The sequence below is a fragment of the Hypericibacter terrae genome (assembly GCF_008728855.1).
GTDB lineage: Bacteria > Pseudomonadota > Alphaproteobacteria > Dongiales > Dongiaceae > Hypericibacter > Hypericibacter terrae.
Window position 1 is genome coordinate 889,945 of the sequence record NZ_CP042906.1, and the last position, 16,047, is coordinate 905,991.

The window sequence follows — 16,047 nt, forward strand, 5'->3', positions numbered from 1 at the left end:
AACTCGTCCTACCCCACCTGCTTCAGATGTTCCTGCAGCCGCGGCATGAGTTCCGTCAGGTTGCAGGGGCGGAAGCGGTTGTCGAGCTGGTGCTTGAGGATCTCGTCCCAGCCGTCGCGGCAGGCGCTGGGCGATCCCGGCAGCGCGAAGAGATAGGTGCCGCCGGCGACGCCGCCGACGGCACGCGACTGGATGGTCGAGGTGCCGACCTTCTGGAAGCTGATCCAGCGGAACAGCTCGCCGAAACCGTCGATCTTCTTCTCGAACACCTGCTCGAAGGCCTCGGGCGTGACGTCGCGGCCCGTTACGCCGGTGCCGCCGGTCGAGATCACCACATCGACCTCGGGATCGGCGATCCAGCGCTTGAGCTGGCCCACGATCAGCGCGATCTCGTCCTTCACGATCTCGCGGCGCACGACCTTATGGCCGTCGCGCGTGATCATGTCGTTGAGGGCTTGTCCGGAGGTGTCGTTCGCGAGGGTGCGGCTGTCGGATATCGTCAGGACGGCGATATTGACCGGGAGGAAGGGGCGTGTTTCGTCAATTCGAGGCATTGCTGGCCGCCGCCACGGCCTCGTCGTCTTGCGGGCGATATTGGGGCCAGGCACCGGCCGCCAGCGCGTCGAGCGTCGGCGCGTCCTGACCCAATCGTTGCTCATAGATCCACATGCTCGCCAGCACCCGCTCGGCGAAGTCACGCGTCTCGCGCGCCGGCATGCTCTCGAGGAACAGGAGCGGATCGTCGTCATAGGCGAACTTGTCGCGCCATTTGGCGAGATTGCCCGGGCCCGCGTTGTAAGCCGCCGCCATCAACAGCAGATCGCCATTCACGTTGGAGTCTTCAAGCAGGTACTGCACATATTCCTGGCCGAGCGCCATGTTGGTCTCGGGGTCGCTCCAGTCGGGCTTGCCGCTGCCGAGCACGGCGACTAGGCGCCCGCCGGTATACTTCACCGTGCCCGGCATGAGCTGCATCAGACCCAGCGCGCCCATCGGGCTCTTGGCCTCGGGATTGAAGCCCGATTCCGTCCGCGCCAGCGCGAACAGCAGCGCGCGGTTGACCTTGAAGCCGCCCTTGGGCGTCCAGGCCGGGGTTGGGAACAGGGCGTTGTCCAGGCGGAAGCCCGACTTGTCCTCGAGCGAGGCGCCGAGGCCCAGCGTCAGCGAGGGCATGCCGATTTCGTTGGCGATCGCCAGCATGCCCTGGGTCAGTTCGGGACCGGCCTGCGGGCGCAGGAGATGGAATTCGTCAGAGGCGCGCTGGCGCTGGCCGACCTGGATCAAGGCCAGGGCGCGCTGGCCGGTGCGGGTCGCCATCAGTGCCTCGGCGCCATCGGCCGTCAGGGTCGGATCGGCCCAGGCGAAGGCGGTGTCGACGCCGAGCGCGCGGCGCGCGAGCTGGCCGTAGAAGGTGCGGGGGTCGCCGGCCGCCAGGCGCAGCCATTCGCTGACCTTCTGCGGCTCCTTGGCCCGGATATGGGCCCGCGCGGCCCAATAGGCGGCGGCGGACTGGACCCAGGGATTGCCGTTGCTGGCCTTCGCGGCCTGCTCGAACAGGGTGGCGGCGAGCTTCGCATTGCCGTCGCGCCAGGCCTCCAGCCCTTGCGCCCATTGCGCCGGCTCGGGGCCCTGATTGTCGCCATCGGGCGTGCCGCCGCGGAAGCTCGAGACATTCGGCTCGGCCGGATTGGCGGCATTGGCGGGCTTCTTCTTCAGCGCCAGCGCATAGATCGCCGGCGCGTCCGGGTGGTCGCCATACTTGCTCAGCCACTCGGCGAGCTCGGCATAGCGGGTCCGGTAGGTGGGCGAGAGGTAACGCTGGGCCAGCACATGGCCCATCAGCCGCAAATCGGTCAGGGTGCCGATGATCTCATCGGCGCCCTTCCAATCGGCCTTGTTCTGGAGACGGAAGATCTGGCGGTAGCGCGCCGCGTCCGTCTCTTCCAGGGGTTTCGGAACCGCAATCTCCGGGCCCGTGTCCGGCTGGCTGGCTGGCGGCAGGGCGGCCGTCAGCGGCAACGCGCCGCCCGTCGGCGCCAACGCCCCGCCAGCCGCGAGGGCCGGGTGGGAACCGAACGCAAAGCCGGCGGCCAGGACCAACACCGGTCCGATGGCTCGTCTGACATTGCGGCCCGGAAGGCCGGAAGGGGTGCTTGCCATCTGCATAGTGGGGCTACCTAAACGGAGCCTCGGCGACGTGGCAAGGAAGTTTTAGGGATTGACATCCCAGATTTAGTGGTTAGGGGGAAACTGACCCCCACAAATAGGTTAACCACGAAATTTTCCTCAAATGCCACGGATTGTTAAAAGCCCGACCCTGAGCAATTAACCATGAAGAAACGTAAATAAGCCCTAAGCGGGTAGGGACAAATCGGTGGCAGGCTGGGGATAAAATCCGGGGCGTCAGTCAGGGCCGATGATCGAGCCGTTCGCGGATCTGCAGCAGGTCGCGCCAGGCATCCCGCTTCTGGGCCGGCGCCCTCAGCAGGTAGGCCGGATGGTAGATCGGCAGGGTTGGGACCGGCCGGGACATGCCGGCGCTCTGATACTCGAACCACTTGCCGCGGATCCGGGTGATTCCTTCGTTCCGCAGCAGCAGGGTCTTGGCGGCGGCGTTGCCGACCAGGATCAGAAGCTCCGGCCCCACCAGCTCGATATGCCGTTCGACGAAGGGCAGGCAGGCCGCCACCTCCGCAGGTGTCGGGGTCCGGTTGCCCGGGGGCCGCCAGAAGATGACGTTGGTAATATAGACCTGGGTGCGGTCGAGCCCGACCGCGGCCAGCATCCGGTCGAGGAGCTGGCCGCTCACGCCCACAAAGGGCCGGCCGACGCGGTCCTCGTCGCCGCCGGGCGCTTCGCCCACCAGCATCACCCGGGCGGCCGGGTTGCCATCTGCGAAGACCAGGTTGGTCGCGGTCGCCTTCAGGGGACAGCCCTCGAAGCTTTCCAAAGCCGCGCGAAGCTCTTCCAGGGATTGGGCCGCCTGGGCGGCTCGGTAGGCATTGCCGTCGCCGGTGACAGCGCCCGGGGGCGGGCCTGCCGGGGTCGCGAGCGGCGGCGGCAGGACGGCGGCGGTCATGAGGGCCGGGGCGGCCGGCTCGGCGGCCGGAGCGCTCCGGCGGGCGGGCGCCGGTTCGGCGGCCAGGGCGAATCGGTCGATCGGCGCCGCGTCGAGCGCCTCGTCGGCACCGGCCTCGATCTGCCAGGCCAACAGCGCCAGGGCCTCGGCCGGATCCAATCCGGCAGCCGAAACGTCGCTCATGTCGGAGGGTTGCGCCATGAGCGGACGCTAACCCGGATTTCCTGTGGAAGTCCGCCGTTTTCTTGGTTGGAAGGCGGCCTTAAGGAATGGCCATCAAGCTGCCGACTTCTGGCCGATTCCGGCGCGGCTGTGCTACACCGCAGCGCCAATTCCGCGGCTCCGATAGGGTAGGTCGCTGCGACTCAATATCGTCGACTGGGCTTCCTTCAGGAAATGAGGAAGGCATCAGGAGTCGGAGAGGGGGCCGATGGCATCGGCCCGATGCGGTTGCGTCCTTATATATAAGAGTGCGCCAGGGGGAGAGAGAGCGGGCATGGAACGGGAGTCGATGCAATATGACGTGGTGATCGTAGGCGCCGGCCCGGCGGGGTTGGCGGCGGCGATCCGGCTCAAGCAGCTGTCGGCCGAGAAGGGCCGGGAGCTGGGCGTCTGTGTCATCGAGAAGGGTTCCGAAGTCGGCGCTCATATCCTGTCGGGCGCCGTGGTCGAGCCGCGCGCGCTGAACGAGCTCATCCCGGACTGGAAGGAGAAGGGCGCGCCGCTCAATACGCCCGCGGGCGAGGACCGCTTTCAGTTCCTGACCGCGACCAAGGCGTTCCGCCTGCCGACCCCGCCGCAGATGAACAATCACGGCAACTACATCGTCAGCCTCGGCAATGTCTGCCGCTGGCTGGCGACCCAGGCCGAAGGGCTGGGCGTCGAGATCTATCCCGGCTTCGCCGCGGCCGAGGTGCTCTATGACGAGGCCGGCCGGGTAAAGGGCGTCGCCACCGGCAATATGGGCGTCGGCAAGGATGGACAGCCGACCGCGAATTTCACACCCGGCGTCGAGCTGCACGGCCGCTATACCCTGTTCGCCGAGGGCTGCCGCGGCTCGCTGACCAAGACCCTGTTCGAGCGCTTCGATCTGCGCGAAGGCGTCGATCCGCAGACCTTCGGCATCGGCATCAAGGAAATCTGGGAGGTCGATCCGGCCAAGCATAAGAAGGGCCTGATCTCGCATTCGGTCGGCTGGCCGATGGACAGGGCCACCTACGGCGGCTCGTTCCTCTATCACTTCGACGAGAATCTGGTGTCGGTCGGCTTCGTGATCGGGCTCGATTACAGCAACCCGCATCTCTCGCCCTTCGACGAGTTCCAGCGCTTCAAGACCCATCCGGCGATCCGCCCGACCTTCGAAGGCGGCAAGCGGCTGGTTTATGGCGCGCGCGCCATCAACGAGGGCGGCTTCCAGTCGATCCCGAAGCTGGTGTTTCCGGGCGGCGCGCTGATCGGCTGTGCCGCGGGCTTCGTCAATGTGCCCAAGATCAAGGGCAGCCATACGGCCATGAAGTCGGGCATGACGGCGGCCGAGGCGGTCATGGCCGCCTTCGAGCGCGGCGAGACCGGCGAGCTGGAGGACTACACCAACCGGCTCAAGGCCAGCTGGCTCTGGGACGAACTCTATAAAGTCCGCAATATCCGGCCTAGTTTCCATAAGGGGCTGTTCGCCGGCATTGCCTACTCCGCCCTCGACACCTACTTGTTCAGAGGGAAGGCGCCCTGGACCTTCCACCACAAGCCGGATCACAGCCAGTTGCTGCCCGCGGCCGAGACCCCGGCCATCGTCTATCCGAAGCCGGACGGCGTGGTCAGTTTCGACAAGACCTCCTCGGTTTACCTGTCGAACACCAACCACGAGGAGAATCAGCCGGCGCATCTGACCTTGAGGGATCCGAGCGTCCCGATCCGGATCAACCTGGCGGTTTATGACGCACCCGAGCAACGCTATTGTCCGGCCGGCGTATATGAGATCGTGCGCGGCAGCGACAGCCAACCGAAGCTGCAGATCAACGCCCAGAACTGTGTCCACTGCAAGACATGCGATATCAAGGACCCGACCCAGAACATAAACTGGGTGGTGCCGGAAGGCAGCGGCGGCCCCAACTATCCGAACATGTGACGGTGGACGAGCGGCTGGACGGATCGCGGTTTCGATGCCGATGACCGGCACCGACGAAGGAGGAAGCGTGAAGGCTTACAAGATCCGGACCCGCCTCGGTGCGCCCCTGATCATGGCGATGATCGGCCTGTCCTTCGCCGGCTGCACGCCGACGCTCCAGGCGCAGGAGCAGCCCCAGGGGCAGACCAAGTCGCTGGCCGACCTGACGCCGATGACCTCCTCGCCGATGGGACATTATCTCGCGGCGCGCCAGGCGCAGGCCGACCGGCGCAACAGCGAGGCGGCCGATCTGCTCGCCGTCACCCTGGCGAAGGATCCGGACAATCCCGAGCTCCTCAATGTGTCCTATCTGCTGCTGGCGAGCGAGGGTCGGCTCAGCGAAGCGGCGCAGGTGGCCGAGCATATCCAGAAGGTTCAGCCGGATTCGCCGACCGCGGGGGTCATCCTCGCCTGGCGCGACATCAAGAAGAACGACCTCAAGGCCGCCGATGCCGAGCTGGCGAAGCTGTCCGACGACGGCGTCAACAAGATCATCGTGCCGATGGTGCGCGCCTGGCTGGCGCAGGGAATGGGCCAGACCGATGCCGGCCTGACGCAACTCGCCCGGCTCAATTCGATCAACGGCCTCCAGCCGATCATCAATCTCCATCGGGCCCTGATCGAGGATCAGGCGGGCCGCATCAAGCCGGCCGATGAGGATTACGGCAAGCTGGTCACTGCCGAAGCGGGCACGCTGCGAGTGGTGCAGCTGGTGGGCAATTTCTATCAGCGCCAGGGCCGCGACCAGGACGCCAAGAAGCTCTATGACGCCTTCGTCGAGGAAAACAGCGAATCGCTGGTGCTGGAGCCGGAGATGAAGGGTGTGAGCACGGGCACCAAGCCCGCGCCCATCGTCGCCACGCCGGTCGACGGCATCGCCGAGAGCTTCTTCAACATCGCCTCGCTGCTCGCGCGCGAGCAGATCCTGGACACGGCGATGGTGTTCGAGCGCATCGCGCTCGACCTCAAGCCGGATTACCCGATCGCGCAGACGCTGCTGGCCGAGCTCCTGATCAATGACGGCCGCACCCAGGATGCGATCGAGGTCTATGAGGCGATCCCGAAATCCTCGCCCTTCTCCTGGCAGGCGCGCATCGACGAGGCCCGCGCGCTCGACGATCTCGGCAAGACCGACGATGCGCTGAAGCTGCTCGACGGCATGATCGCCGAGCGCCCCGAGCGCTATGACGCGGCTCTCGCCAAGGGCAACATCCTGCGCAGCCACGAGCAGTTCGCCGACGCGGCGAAGGCTTACGAGGTGGCGGTCGCGCGCGTGCCCGAGCTCAAGCGGCGCCACTGGTCGCTGCTCTATTTCCGCGGCATCACCTATGAGCGCAGCAAGCAATGGCCGCTCGCCGAAGCCGATTTCCAGAAGGCGCTCGCGCTCGAACCCGAGCAACCCTATGTGATGAACTATCTGGCCTATTCCTGGGTCGAGCGGCGCGAGCATCTGCCCGAAGCCTTCACCATGCTGAAGCGCGCCGTCGAGCTGAAGCCCGACGACGGCTTCATCGTGGACAGCCTGGGCTGGGCCTATTACCAGCAGGGCCAGTACGATAAGGCGGTCGAATATCTCGAGCGCGCCGTCGAGCTCGAGCCGGTCGACGCCACTATCAACGATCATCTGGGCGATGCCTATTGGCGGGTCGGCCGCAAGACCGAGGCCCGCTATCAGTGGCAGCGCTCGCTCCAGTTCGGCCCCGAGCCCGACCATCTCCAGCCGCTGCAAGCGAAGATCAAGGACGGCCTCGGCGCGCCTTCGGGAAGCTGAGCGGATTCGTCTGGTGGTTCGACGAGCGATACTCTCCTTATCCCCTCCCCCCTCGAGGGGGAGGGCTAGGGAGGGGGTAAACTCGCTGTGGCCATTCTGGGAAGAATCCCGCTGCCAAATCTCGCTGGCCCCCTCCCTGACCCTCCCCCTCGAGGGGGGAGGGAACAATGGTTTCGTTCCGTGCTTCTGACGCTGCACGCCCGCGCCAAGATCAATCTCTATCTCCATGTCGTCGGCAAGCGCGCCGACGGTTATCACCTGCTCGACAGTCTGGTGGTCTTCGCCGATCTCGGCGACGCGCTGCGCATCGCGCCGTCCCGCACGCTGACGCTTTCGATCGACGGGCCCTTCGGCGCGGGACTCCCGGCTTCCGACGACAATCTCGTGTTGCGCGCCGCGCGGGCCCTGGCGGCGGCGCTGGCCGCAAAGAACCTGCGGGCAGAGGGTGCGGCGCTGCGTTTGACGAAGCGGCTGCCCGTGGCCTCGGGCATCGGCGGTGGCTCGGCGGATGCGGCGGCGGCCCTGGTCGGCCTGACACGGCTCTGGCGCGTGCCGGAGGGAGCCGTCGATCTCGCGCAGATCGGGCTCGGCCTCGGCGCCGATCTGCCGGTCTGTCTCGCCGCAAGGCCTTCTTTCATGGGCGGCATCGGCGAGATCCTCGATCCGGCGCCGGCGCTTCCGAATATCCAGATGCTGCTGGTCAATCCGCGCGTCGGCGTCTCGACGCCCGCGGTCTTCAAGGCCCGTCGCGGCGCCTTCTCGGCGCCGGGGCGATGGCGGGACGGGCTCGGCGATGCGCCGGCCCTTGCCGCGCGGCTCGCGCGTTGCGCCAATGATCTCGAAGCGCCGGCGATCGGGATCGAGCCCGTGATCGGCGAGGTGCTGACGGCGCTGCGCCACCTGCCGGGCAATCTGCTCGCGCGCATGAGCGGGAGCGGCGCCACCTGCTTCGGTCTCTTCGCGAATGCCGAAGAGGTGCGCGAAGCGGCCGCGCGTCTGAGCGTCGAGCATCCCTCCTGGTGGATCGCCTCGGCGCCCATGCTCAACGGCCCCGCCGCGTTCGATCATGACGCGCCGGACGCATAAGCCCCGGCCGCGCGCGAGCGCCGGCCGGCAGGCATCGACCCTGCCGGACTATGACGCGCTCTTCGCGCCCTGGCTCGAACGCTGGAATCTCATTCCCGATGGCGAGGTTCTGGTGACGCCGGGCAGCCGGCTGCTGCCGGTTCGCCGCAACGGCGCGCCGGGGATGCTGAAGATCGCGCTCGAGGCCGAGGAGCGACGCGGGCCTCTGCTGATGGTCTGGTGGGCCGGCCAGGGTGCGGCACCCGTCTGGGCGCATGAGGGCGATGCGCTGCTGATGGAGCGCGCGACCGGCCCCGGATCGCTCGCCGCCATGGCGCATGAAGGGCGCGACGACGAGGCGACGCGGATCATCTGCGCGGTCGCCGGTCAATTGCATGCGCCGCGCCGGAGTCCGCCGCCTCCGCTGCTGCCTTTGGCGCAATGGTTCGCGGCGCTGGCTCCCGTGGCCGCGCGCGAGGGCGGCCTGATTGCGCGCGCGGCGTCCGTCGCGCGCGAGCTGCTGCAGGCGCCGCGAGAAGTGGGCGTCCTCCATGGCGATCTGCATCACGCCAATGTCCTGGATTTCGGCCCGCGCGGCTGGCTGGCGATCGATCCCAAGCGGCTGCAGGGCGAGCGCGCCTTCGATTTCGCCAACATCCTGTTCAATCCCGATCTCGAGACCGCGACGGCGCCGGGCCGTCTGGCGCGACAGGTGTCGGTGGCGGCGGAAGCCGCAGGGCTCGACCGCCGGCGCCTGCTGCAATGGGTGCTGGCCTTTGCCGGGCTTTCGGCCGCCTGGTTCGTCGAGGACGGGGTGACGCCGACTTTCGATCTGGCGATCGCCGAGATCGCCGCGGCGGAGCTGGCGAAGGCCTGAGGCTCAGTTGCCGTTGATCGCGGCGACGACCGCCTGCAGCTCTTCCAGCAATTCCTTGGAGGGCTCGCCCGTCTGGGGCAATCCCGCCGCCTCCTGATAGCGCCGGATCGCCTCGCGCGTTGTCTCGTCGAGCACGCCGTCGGCGGGGCCCGGATCGAAAGCCAGCTTCGCCAGCAGGAGCTCGGTGTCGCGCACCATCAAGGTCGCGGTCGCGGTGCCGGAACCATCGGCTGTGGCCGTCGCGGCGTTTCCGCCCGCGGCCGTCTGCACCAGATCCTCGGGCGAAACCTCGAGCGTCGCTTCCGTGCCGCCGGTGAAGGAATCGGCGCGCCACATCGCCACCCAAACGAGCGAGCCGGCGAAGGCCAGGATTACGACGCTGAGGCCGGCGAACAGCCGCAGATTTCCCGACGGTCCCGCCGGCGCCGGGCGGGTGCGGTCGATGGCGGGGAGGGGCGGCAGTTTGGCGGGGCCCGCATCGGCAGCGGCGGTTGCGGGCGGCGCCTCGCCCGGTGCGTCCGGCGTCGTCAAAACCGGTGCGCCGGCGGCCAGCGCCAAGGCGCGCTTCACGCGGTCGGGACTCGCCTCGCCGACGGCCGCAGGCTCGCTCGCGCCTGCGGGACGCGCGTCTGATGCGAAGGAGGCGAGCGACGTCGCCGCCGCCTCCGGCGGCACCAGCTCGGGCGACGCGCCCAGCGGCAATGAAAGATCTGGATCCATATCGACGAAGCTCGGCGCGCCCGTCGTCTGCGCCAGCGGCTCCGCCTCGGCATCGATGATGCGGTCGGCTTTGGTCACGGCCCAGAGTTTCGTGCGCGGCGTCACCCGCGCGGCGGCGCTCTCATTGTCGATGAGCATGTCGGCGGGCAGGGCCGATTCCGGCTTGCGCAGACCCGCTACATTGTCGGACAGCGCCAGGCTCGAGAGCTGGCCGTCGTCCCTCAGCAGGTCGCGGGCCACATCGCTCGAGGGTGCGGGGCGCGGCGGCATATGGATTTCGGTGACGCCGGCCGATTTGGCCTGCAGCTCGCGGAAATGGCGGGCGGCTTCGGCCAGCGGATCGCTCTCGACCGAGGACAGGGGCACCGCTTCCGGAGCGGTTCGCGGCGCGTTGCCGATGTCGGCGGCATGGCGCGCGGCCATCTGCTGGCGGCGCAGCGCTTCGGGCGGGGGGGACGCGCCCTCCCCATCCGTCGCCGGCAAAGGCGATCCCGCGGGTGCAGCCGGCTCTGAAGCTGCCTGGCCCGGTTGCTGCGGCCTGTCCTTGGCCCGATCCGCCATCGCCCCTTCCCTATAGACCCCGCCGCCGGGCTCCTTTCATCAAGCTCGGCGGAAACGGGCGGATCATTGTTAGCCGTATTTGCCGGGCCGACTCGGGCGCACGACTCGCCATCGGTTCCAGCAATAGGAACGTTAGCTTCAACGCAGGTCGGATGTAAGAGCCAGTTTGATAACATCCGATAATCGCCGGCCCGGCAAAGATGCTCCGTTAACCACGTTATGCTAGCCTCCGGGCCGCATGACCCAGAAAACCGCTCTCATCACCGGCGTGACCGGCCAGGACGGCGCCTATCTGGCCGAGCTGCTGCTGGCCAAAGGCTATGTCGTCCACGGCGTCAAACGCCGCTCTTCCTCCTTCAATACCGGCCGCATCGACCATCTCTATCAGGACTCGCACGAGGCGGGCGTCCGCTTCTTCCTGCATTATGGCGAGATGACCGACGCCACCAACCTGATCCGGCTGGTGGCGCAGACCAGGCCGACCGAGATCTACAATCTCGCGGCCCAGAGCCATGTGCAGGTGAGCTTCGAGACGGCGGAATATACCGCCAACGCCGACGGGCTCGGTCCGTTGCGGCTGCTGGAGGCGATCCGCCTGCTCGGCATGGAGAAGGCGACCCGCTTCTACCAGGCCTCGACCTCGGAGCTTTACGGCGCCACGCCGACCGTGCCGCAGAACGAGACCACGCCCTTCTATCCGCGCAGCCCCTATGGCGCCGCCAAGCTTTACGCCTATTGGATCACGGTCAATTACCGCGAGGCCTATGGCATGCACGCCTCGAACGGGATCCTGTTCAATCATGAGAGCCCGATCCGCGGCGAGACCTTCGTGACGCGCAAGGTGACGCGCGCCGTGGCCGCGATCGCGCGCGGGCGGCAGGAGCGGCTCTATATCGGCAATCTCGACGCCAGGCGCGACTGGGGCCATGCGCGCGATTATGTCGAAGGCATGTGGCGCGTCCTGCAGCAGCCCGAGCCCGACGACTATGTGCTGGCGACGGGCGAGAGCCATTCGGTGCGCGAGATGATCGAGCTCGCTTTCGCCGAGACCGGCCGCAGCATCGAATGGCGCGGCACCGGCGTGGAGGAGAAGGGGCTCGATGCCAGGACCGGCAAGCCGCTGGTGCTGATCGACCCGCGCTATTTCCGCCCCACCGAAGTGGATCACCTGCTGGGCGACGCGTCGAAGGCCAAGGCCAAGCTCGGCTGGCGCCACACGACGAGCTTCAAGGAACTGGTGCGCGAAATGGTGGCTTCCGACTTGGCTGCGATCGACAATGGCAGCTCGCCGCATCAGGGCGGCTCGGGCGATTCGCCCGCGAACGCCGCGGCCTCGATACCGAAGCCAACCGCCCCATGACGGGCAAGGTTCCCTTCGATCTCGCCGGCCGGCGCGTCTTCGTCGCCGGCCATCGCGGCATGGTGGGGCAGGCGATCTGCCGGCGCCTCGCCGGCGAGAAATGCGAGATCCTGACCGTGCGGCGCGCCGAGGTCGATCTGCGCCGCCAGCAGGCGACCGAGGACTGGGTCGCGAAAGCAAAACCCGACGCGGTGTTCGTGGCGGCGGCGACGGTCGGCGGCATTCTCGCCAATGCGACGCGGCCGGCCGAATTCCTCTACGACAATCTCGCGATCGAGACCAACCTGATCGAGGCCTCGCGCAAGTCCGGCGTGGCGAAGCTCCTGTTCCTGGGCTCCTCCTGCATCTATCCGCGCGAGGCGGCGCAGCCGATGGCGGAGACGGCGCTGCTGACGGGGCCGCTGGAACCGACCAACGAGTGGTATGCGATCGCCAAGATCGCCGGCATCAAGATGGCGCAGGCCTATCGCCGCCAGCATGGCTGCGACTACATCTCCGCCATGCCGACCAATCTCTATGGACCCGGCGACAATTTCGATCTCCAGTCCAGCCATGTGGTGCCGGCGCTGATCGCGAAGATCCACGCGGCCAAGACGGAAGGCCGCGGCGAGGTCGAGATCTGGGGCAGCGGCAGGCCCAAGCGCGAGTTCCTGTTCGTCGACGATCTCGCCGACGCGCTGGTGCATCTGATGAAGCATTATTCCGACGAGCCGCATCTCAATGTCGGCACCGGCAGCGACGTCACCATCGCCGAGCTCGCCGAGACGATCGCGCGCGTGGTCGGCTGGCAGGGCAAGTTCCGCTATGACGCCTCGAAACCCGACGGCACGCCGCGCAAGCTGGTCGACGTCTCGAAGCTGGCGGCGCTGGGCTGGAAGGCGAAGACCCCGCTGGACCAGGGCCTGACCCTGGCCTATGGCTGGTATCGCGAGGCGCTGGCCCAAGGTGCGGTCACGGGCGGCCGGAGCCGGGCGGGCGCGGCCTGAGGCCGCAAGGTCCCACGCACAAAACCCTGCTACGCTGTCGTTCTCTCGAGCTTTCGTTCAGTGGCAAGGAGTTTGATCCACTCCCGAAAGACCCGATCATGACCGGGGGCTTCCTCGCTGCGCCGTGTCCCTGCCTTCTGCGCCTCGTCATGCTGGGATCTCCCGGCGTTCACGCATCGAGGGGAAAGGTTGCCGTTGCACCATGAACACCATCGGAGCGGATATCGGAGGCGATTCGATGCCGACCTTGTTGACCCAGGGATTCCGGCCGTTCTTTTTCGCCGCCGGATTCTGGTCGGCGGCGGCGCTCGCATTCTGGATCATCATGTTCGCCACGGGGATCGCCGCGCCGAGCCGGTTCGACCCGCTGACCTGGCATATTCATGAGATGCTGTTCGGCTTCGTCATGGCCGCCATCGCCGGCTTCCTGCTGACCGCGATCCCGAACTGGACCCAGCGGCTGCCGGTGAGAGGCGGTCCGTTGGCGCTGCTGGCCGGCTTGTGGCTGCTCGGCCGGATCGTCTGCCTCGTCTCGGCAGAACTGCCGGCATGGCTCGCGATCGCGGCAGACCTGTCCTTTCCCGTGGTTCTGGTCGGCGTCGTCGCCCGGGAGATCGTCGCGGGGCGCAACTGGCGCAATCTGCCGATGGTCGCGCCGGTGATTGTTCTCGGCTTTGCCAATCTGCTGATGCATTTGGAATCCGCGGGCGTGGCGGTGCCGTCGGGGCTTGGCTGGCGGCTCGGGCTTGCCGCCGTGGTCGTGCTGGTCTCCGTGGTGGCCGGGCGGATCGTGCCGAGCTTTACCCGCAATTGGCTGGCGAAGCGGCAAAGCCCCGATCTCCCCGCCCCCCATGGCTTGATCGATCGGGTTGCGCTGGGCGTCTTGCATGCCGGTTTGTTCGGTTGGGCGTTCTTTCCTTCGGTCGAGGCCATCGGCGGGCTCCTTCTCCTGGGAGCGGCGCTCAATCTCTGGCGCCTGCTGCGATGGCGCGGCGGGGCGACAGCCGCGGAGCCGCTGGTCCTGATTCTCCATGTCGGCTACGCGTGGCTCGTGCTCGGTGCGGCGCTGCTCGGCGCCGCCATGCTCGACACCCCTGTGCCGCAAAGCGCCGCTATCCATGCGCTGACAGCGGGCGCAATCGGCACGATGATTCTGGCGGTGATGACGCGCGCAACACGCGGGCACACCGGACGCGACCTGACAGCGGATCGCGTCACCAGCCTGATCTATGTTCTTGTCAGCCTTGCGGCGGCCACGCGCGTCGCGGCCGCATTCAGCACGGACATGATCATGCCGCTGCTCATCGCGTCGGCGTGCTTTTGGATCGCCGCCTTCGGCGGCTTCCTGCTGCACTACGGGCCGATGCTGCTTGGATCGCGCGGTGCCCGCTGACGCGGCTTCCTTGGCGATTGCCTTATCGCCAGGAGATCGGCAACGGCGGGCCGCTCGCTCCAGCCAACGCTGGGTTCGTGATCGCGCGCAGCGGCGGTGTCTGGATGGCACAGGCCCATGACGGGCATGGGGAGCACGGGCCTCGGGGATCCCGAAGCAGCCGCGCCGGGGCCGGTGCTGCCTGAGGCGCCCCGGGACAGCGCCCAAACCCTTCTACGTCCTGGATAATTCAATATAATTGCGGCCGGGCCCGCTTGCCGCTATGAAGGCGCGCCGCCTCGTTCGGCCAAGGCTTCCGGCATCGGCCTCACGGGTCTATGGCCGGCATTTCGGCTGGCGAGTTATGGAGTCCGGGAACCTGCTTTCCGGATCCGCCCTGCTGGGGCGTGGCCAAGCGGTAAGGCAACGGGTTTTGATCCCGTGATCCCAGGTTCGAATCCTGGCGCCCCAGCCACTTTTTTTGCGATGACGCGCCTGCTTCCAATTCTTTCTACCGTGCTTAAAGTGAACGATGCTGGTCAGCCACCAGGGTCCACGACCCGAGTTGATCGCGGTCACTCTGCGTTTTGGCGAAGCTGCACACGGCGCAAGATTCGATGAACCACGGCGAGAGCAGAATCCATGTGTGACACCTTCGTCGTGCAGGGCCGGCTGATGGCGTCCGGCCATACGACCCTGGCCAAGAACTCCGACCGCGAGCCCAACGAGGCGCAGTATCTGACGAAGGTCGAGGCTGCGGACCATCGGCCCGGCAGCAGGGTCCGCTGCACCTATATCGAGATACCGCAGGTCGCTCACACCTATGCCGTCCTGGGGTCGCGGCCCTGGTGGATGTGGGGCTTCGAGCATGGCGTCAACGAGTGCGGCCTGGCGATCGGCAATGAGGCCATCTGGTCGAGAGTGCCGGCCTCGACCGAGCCGGGATTGCTGGGCATGGATCTCCTGCGCCTGACGCTCGAGCGGGCCGTGAGGGCGGACGAGGGGTTGGCGGTCTTGACGGGCCTTCTGGAGCAGTATGGCCAGTCGGGGCGGACATCCGCGACGCAGGACCAGACCTACCATAACGGCTTCATCCTCTCGGATGCCGATGGGGGATGGGTGCTGCAGACCGCGGGCCGCCATTGGGTGGCGAAGAAGCTCGATGGCTGGGCATCGATCTCGAACGTCTATTCGATCGGCTTGGACTACGACCGGATCTCCGACGGCGCGATCGACCACGCGATCCAATCGGGCTGGTTCGATCCTGCCGCCGGGGCGCCCTTCGACTTTGCCGCCGCCTATGCCGACACGGAGGTCCCGTTCCTGCCGGGCTGCGCGGCGCGTCTCGATTTCTCTCAGGCCGGGCTCGAAAAGCTGGAAGGGCAGGGCCGGATCTCGCTGGAGGACCTCTTCTCCCTGCTTCGAGGCCACGGGCCGCACGGCGCCGACGCCGGCTGGCGCCTCGACAACGATGGCGAGAGCCTGATCTGCATGCATGCCTCTTCACCCGAAGGGTCCGAGACCGTGGCCAGCGTGGCGATCGAGCTGCCGGGCGACGGCCGCCCCTCCTTGTTCTGGGCTTCGCTCGCCTCGCCCTGCCTGTCGAGCTTCGTGCCGGTCTGGCCCGATGCCGGGCTGCCGCAAGATTGGACCCAGCCTGGCGCCGGCAATGCCGATGCCTGGTGGAACCTGGAATCGATGCAGCGGCTGATCGAACGGGATTACGGCCGTCTGTCCGGGGCTCCGCGGGCAATATTGGCCGAGCTCGAGGCGGAGACCCTGGCCGCCGCCCGTAGCCTCCCGGAGGATGCCAGCCGATCCTCCCGCTTCGCGCTGACGAGCCTGGCCGCCCGGCGACAGGACGCGGCCTGCCGGATCATCGCGGACCTGACGCAGGCCTGCATGGCGGATGTCGTCACGCCGCGCGATGCCGATCCGCGGGGCCGTTATCTTCAACAAGTGGAAGCGGCGCGGGTGCCCACACTTCGGGGCAGTGGATTTCCTCTCGCCTAGGCTCTGCCGTTGCCCATCCGGGAGCGCCGCGTCCGGCGATCCACATTCGAATCAAGACCGGTCTGAACGCTGAAAGCTT

Annotated in this window: 12 protein-coding genes and 1 tRNA gene; 9 read left to right on the top strand and 4 right to left on the bottom strand. The window is 67.3% G+C overall.

Annotated elements, in window-relative coordinates; genetic code table 11:
• Positions 1–8 precede the first annotated feature (8 nt).
• From moaB to FRZ44_RS04165, 3 genes are all read right to left on the bottom strand, one after another.
• A complete protein-coding gene (gene moaB, locus FRZ44_RS04155; protein ID WP_151175984.1) occupies positions 9–554 on the bottom strand; it encodes a molybdenum cofactor biosynthesis protein B in 546 nt (181 codons plus the stop codon).
• Positions 541–2,103: a lytic transglycosylase domain-containing protein gene (locus FRZ44_RS04160; RefSeq protein ID WP_191908406.1), complete on the bottom strand. Its 1,563-nt coding sequence runs from the start codon at positions 2,101–2,103 to the stop codon at positions 541–543. The genes moaB and FRZ44_RS04160 overlap by 14 nt, the downstream gene beginning before the upstream one ends.
• A 304-nt stretch (positions 2,104–2,407) precedes the next feature.
• Complete coding sequence (locus FRZ44_RS04165; protein WP_191908407.1) at positions 2,408–3,262, bottom strand: uracil-DNA glycosylase; 855 nt, start codon at positions 3,260–3,262, stop codon at positions 2,408–2,410.
• Positions 3,263–3,575: 313 nt separating this feature from the next.
• Between FRZ44_RS04165 and FRZ44_RS04170 the strand changes: the two genes are divergently transcribed.
• From FRZ44_RS04170 to FRZ44_RS04185, 4 genes are all read left to right on the top strand, one after another.
• A complete protein-coding gene (locus tag FRZ44_RS04170; protein WP_151175987.1) occupies positions 3,576–5,204 on the top strand; it encodes an electron transfer flavoprotein-ubiquinone oxidoreductase in 1,629 nt (542 codons plus the stop codon).
• Positions 5,205–5,238: 34 nt separating this feature from the next.
• Entirely contained in the window at positions 5,239–7,014 is a 1,776-nt protein-coding gene (locus tag FRZ44_RS04175; RefSeq protein WP_151175988.1) for a tetratricopeptide repeat protein, read from the top strand.
• Positions 7,015–7,194: 180 nt separating this feature from the next.
• Positions 7,195–8,100: a 4-(cytidine 5'-diphospho)-2-C-methyl-D-erythritol kinase gene (locus FRZ44_RS04180; RefSeq protein ID WP_151175989.1), complete on the top strand. Its 906-nt coding sequence runs from the start codon at positions 7,195–7,197 to the stop codon at positions 8,098–8,100.
• Positions 8,081–8,956, top strand: a complete 876-nt coding sequence (locus tag FRZ44_RS04185) for an aminoglycoside phosphotransferase family protein (RefSeq protein WP_151175990.1) — start codon at positions 8,081–8,083, stop codon at positions 8,954–8,956. Before FRZ44_RS04180 ends, FRZ44_RS04185 begins: the two co-directional genes overlap by 20 nt.
• Before the next feature lie 3 nt (positions 8,957–8,959).
• On the opposite strand, the gene FRZ44_RS04190 is transcribed toward FRZ44_RS04185, so the two are convergent.
• The gene (locus FRZ44_RS04190; RefSeq protein ID WP_191908408.1) at positions 8,960–10,159 is read right to left on the bottom strand and encodes a peptidoglycan-binding domain-containing protein; all 1,200 of its coding nucleotides are present in this window, start codon (positions 10,157–10,159) and stop codon (positions 8,960–8,962) included.
• 316 nt (positions 10,160–10,475) lie between these two features.
• Here FRZ44_RS04190 and gmd point away from each other — a divergent pair, with 316 nt between their 5' ends.
• The 5 genes from gmd (at position 10,476) to FRZ44_RS04215 (ending at position 15,968) form a co-directional block, all read left to right on the top strand.
• Positions 10,476–11,597, top strand: coding sequence for a GDP-mannose 4,6-dehydratase (gene gmd, locus FRZ44_RS04195; RefSeq protein ID WP_151175992.1), 1,122 nt, complete (start codon positions 10,476–10,478; stop codon positions 11,595–11,597).
• Complete coding sequence (fcl, locus tag FRZ44_RS04200; protein WP_151175993.1) at positions 11,594–12,583, top strand: GDP-L-fucose synthase; 990 nt, start codon at positions 11,594–11,596, stop codon at positions 12,581–12,583. Before gmd ends, fcl begins: the two co-directional genes overlap by 4 nt.
• Positions 12,584–12,785: 202 nt before the next feature.
• Positions 12,786–13,976 (top strand): NnrS family protein, encoded by a 1,191-nt coding sequence (locus tag FRZ44_RS04205; protein WP_151175994.1) that lies wholly within the window; start codon positions 12,786–12,788, stop codon positions 13,974–13,976.
• 380 nt (positions 13,977–14,356) lie between these two features.
• A tRNA-Gln gene (locus tag FRZ44_RS04210) sits at positions 14,357–14,430 on the top strand.
• A 167-nt stretch (positions 14,431–14,597) separates the two neighbouring features.
• Complete coding sequence (locus tag FRZ44_RS04215) at positions 14,598–15,968, top strand: C69 family dipeptidase (protein ID WP_151175995.1); 1,371 nt, start codon at positions 14,598–14,600, stop codon at positions 15,966–15,968.
• Positions 15,969–16,047 lie beyond the last annotated feature (79 nt).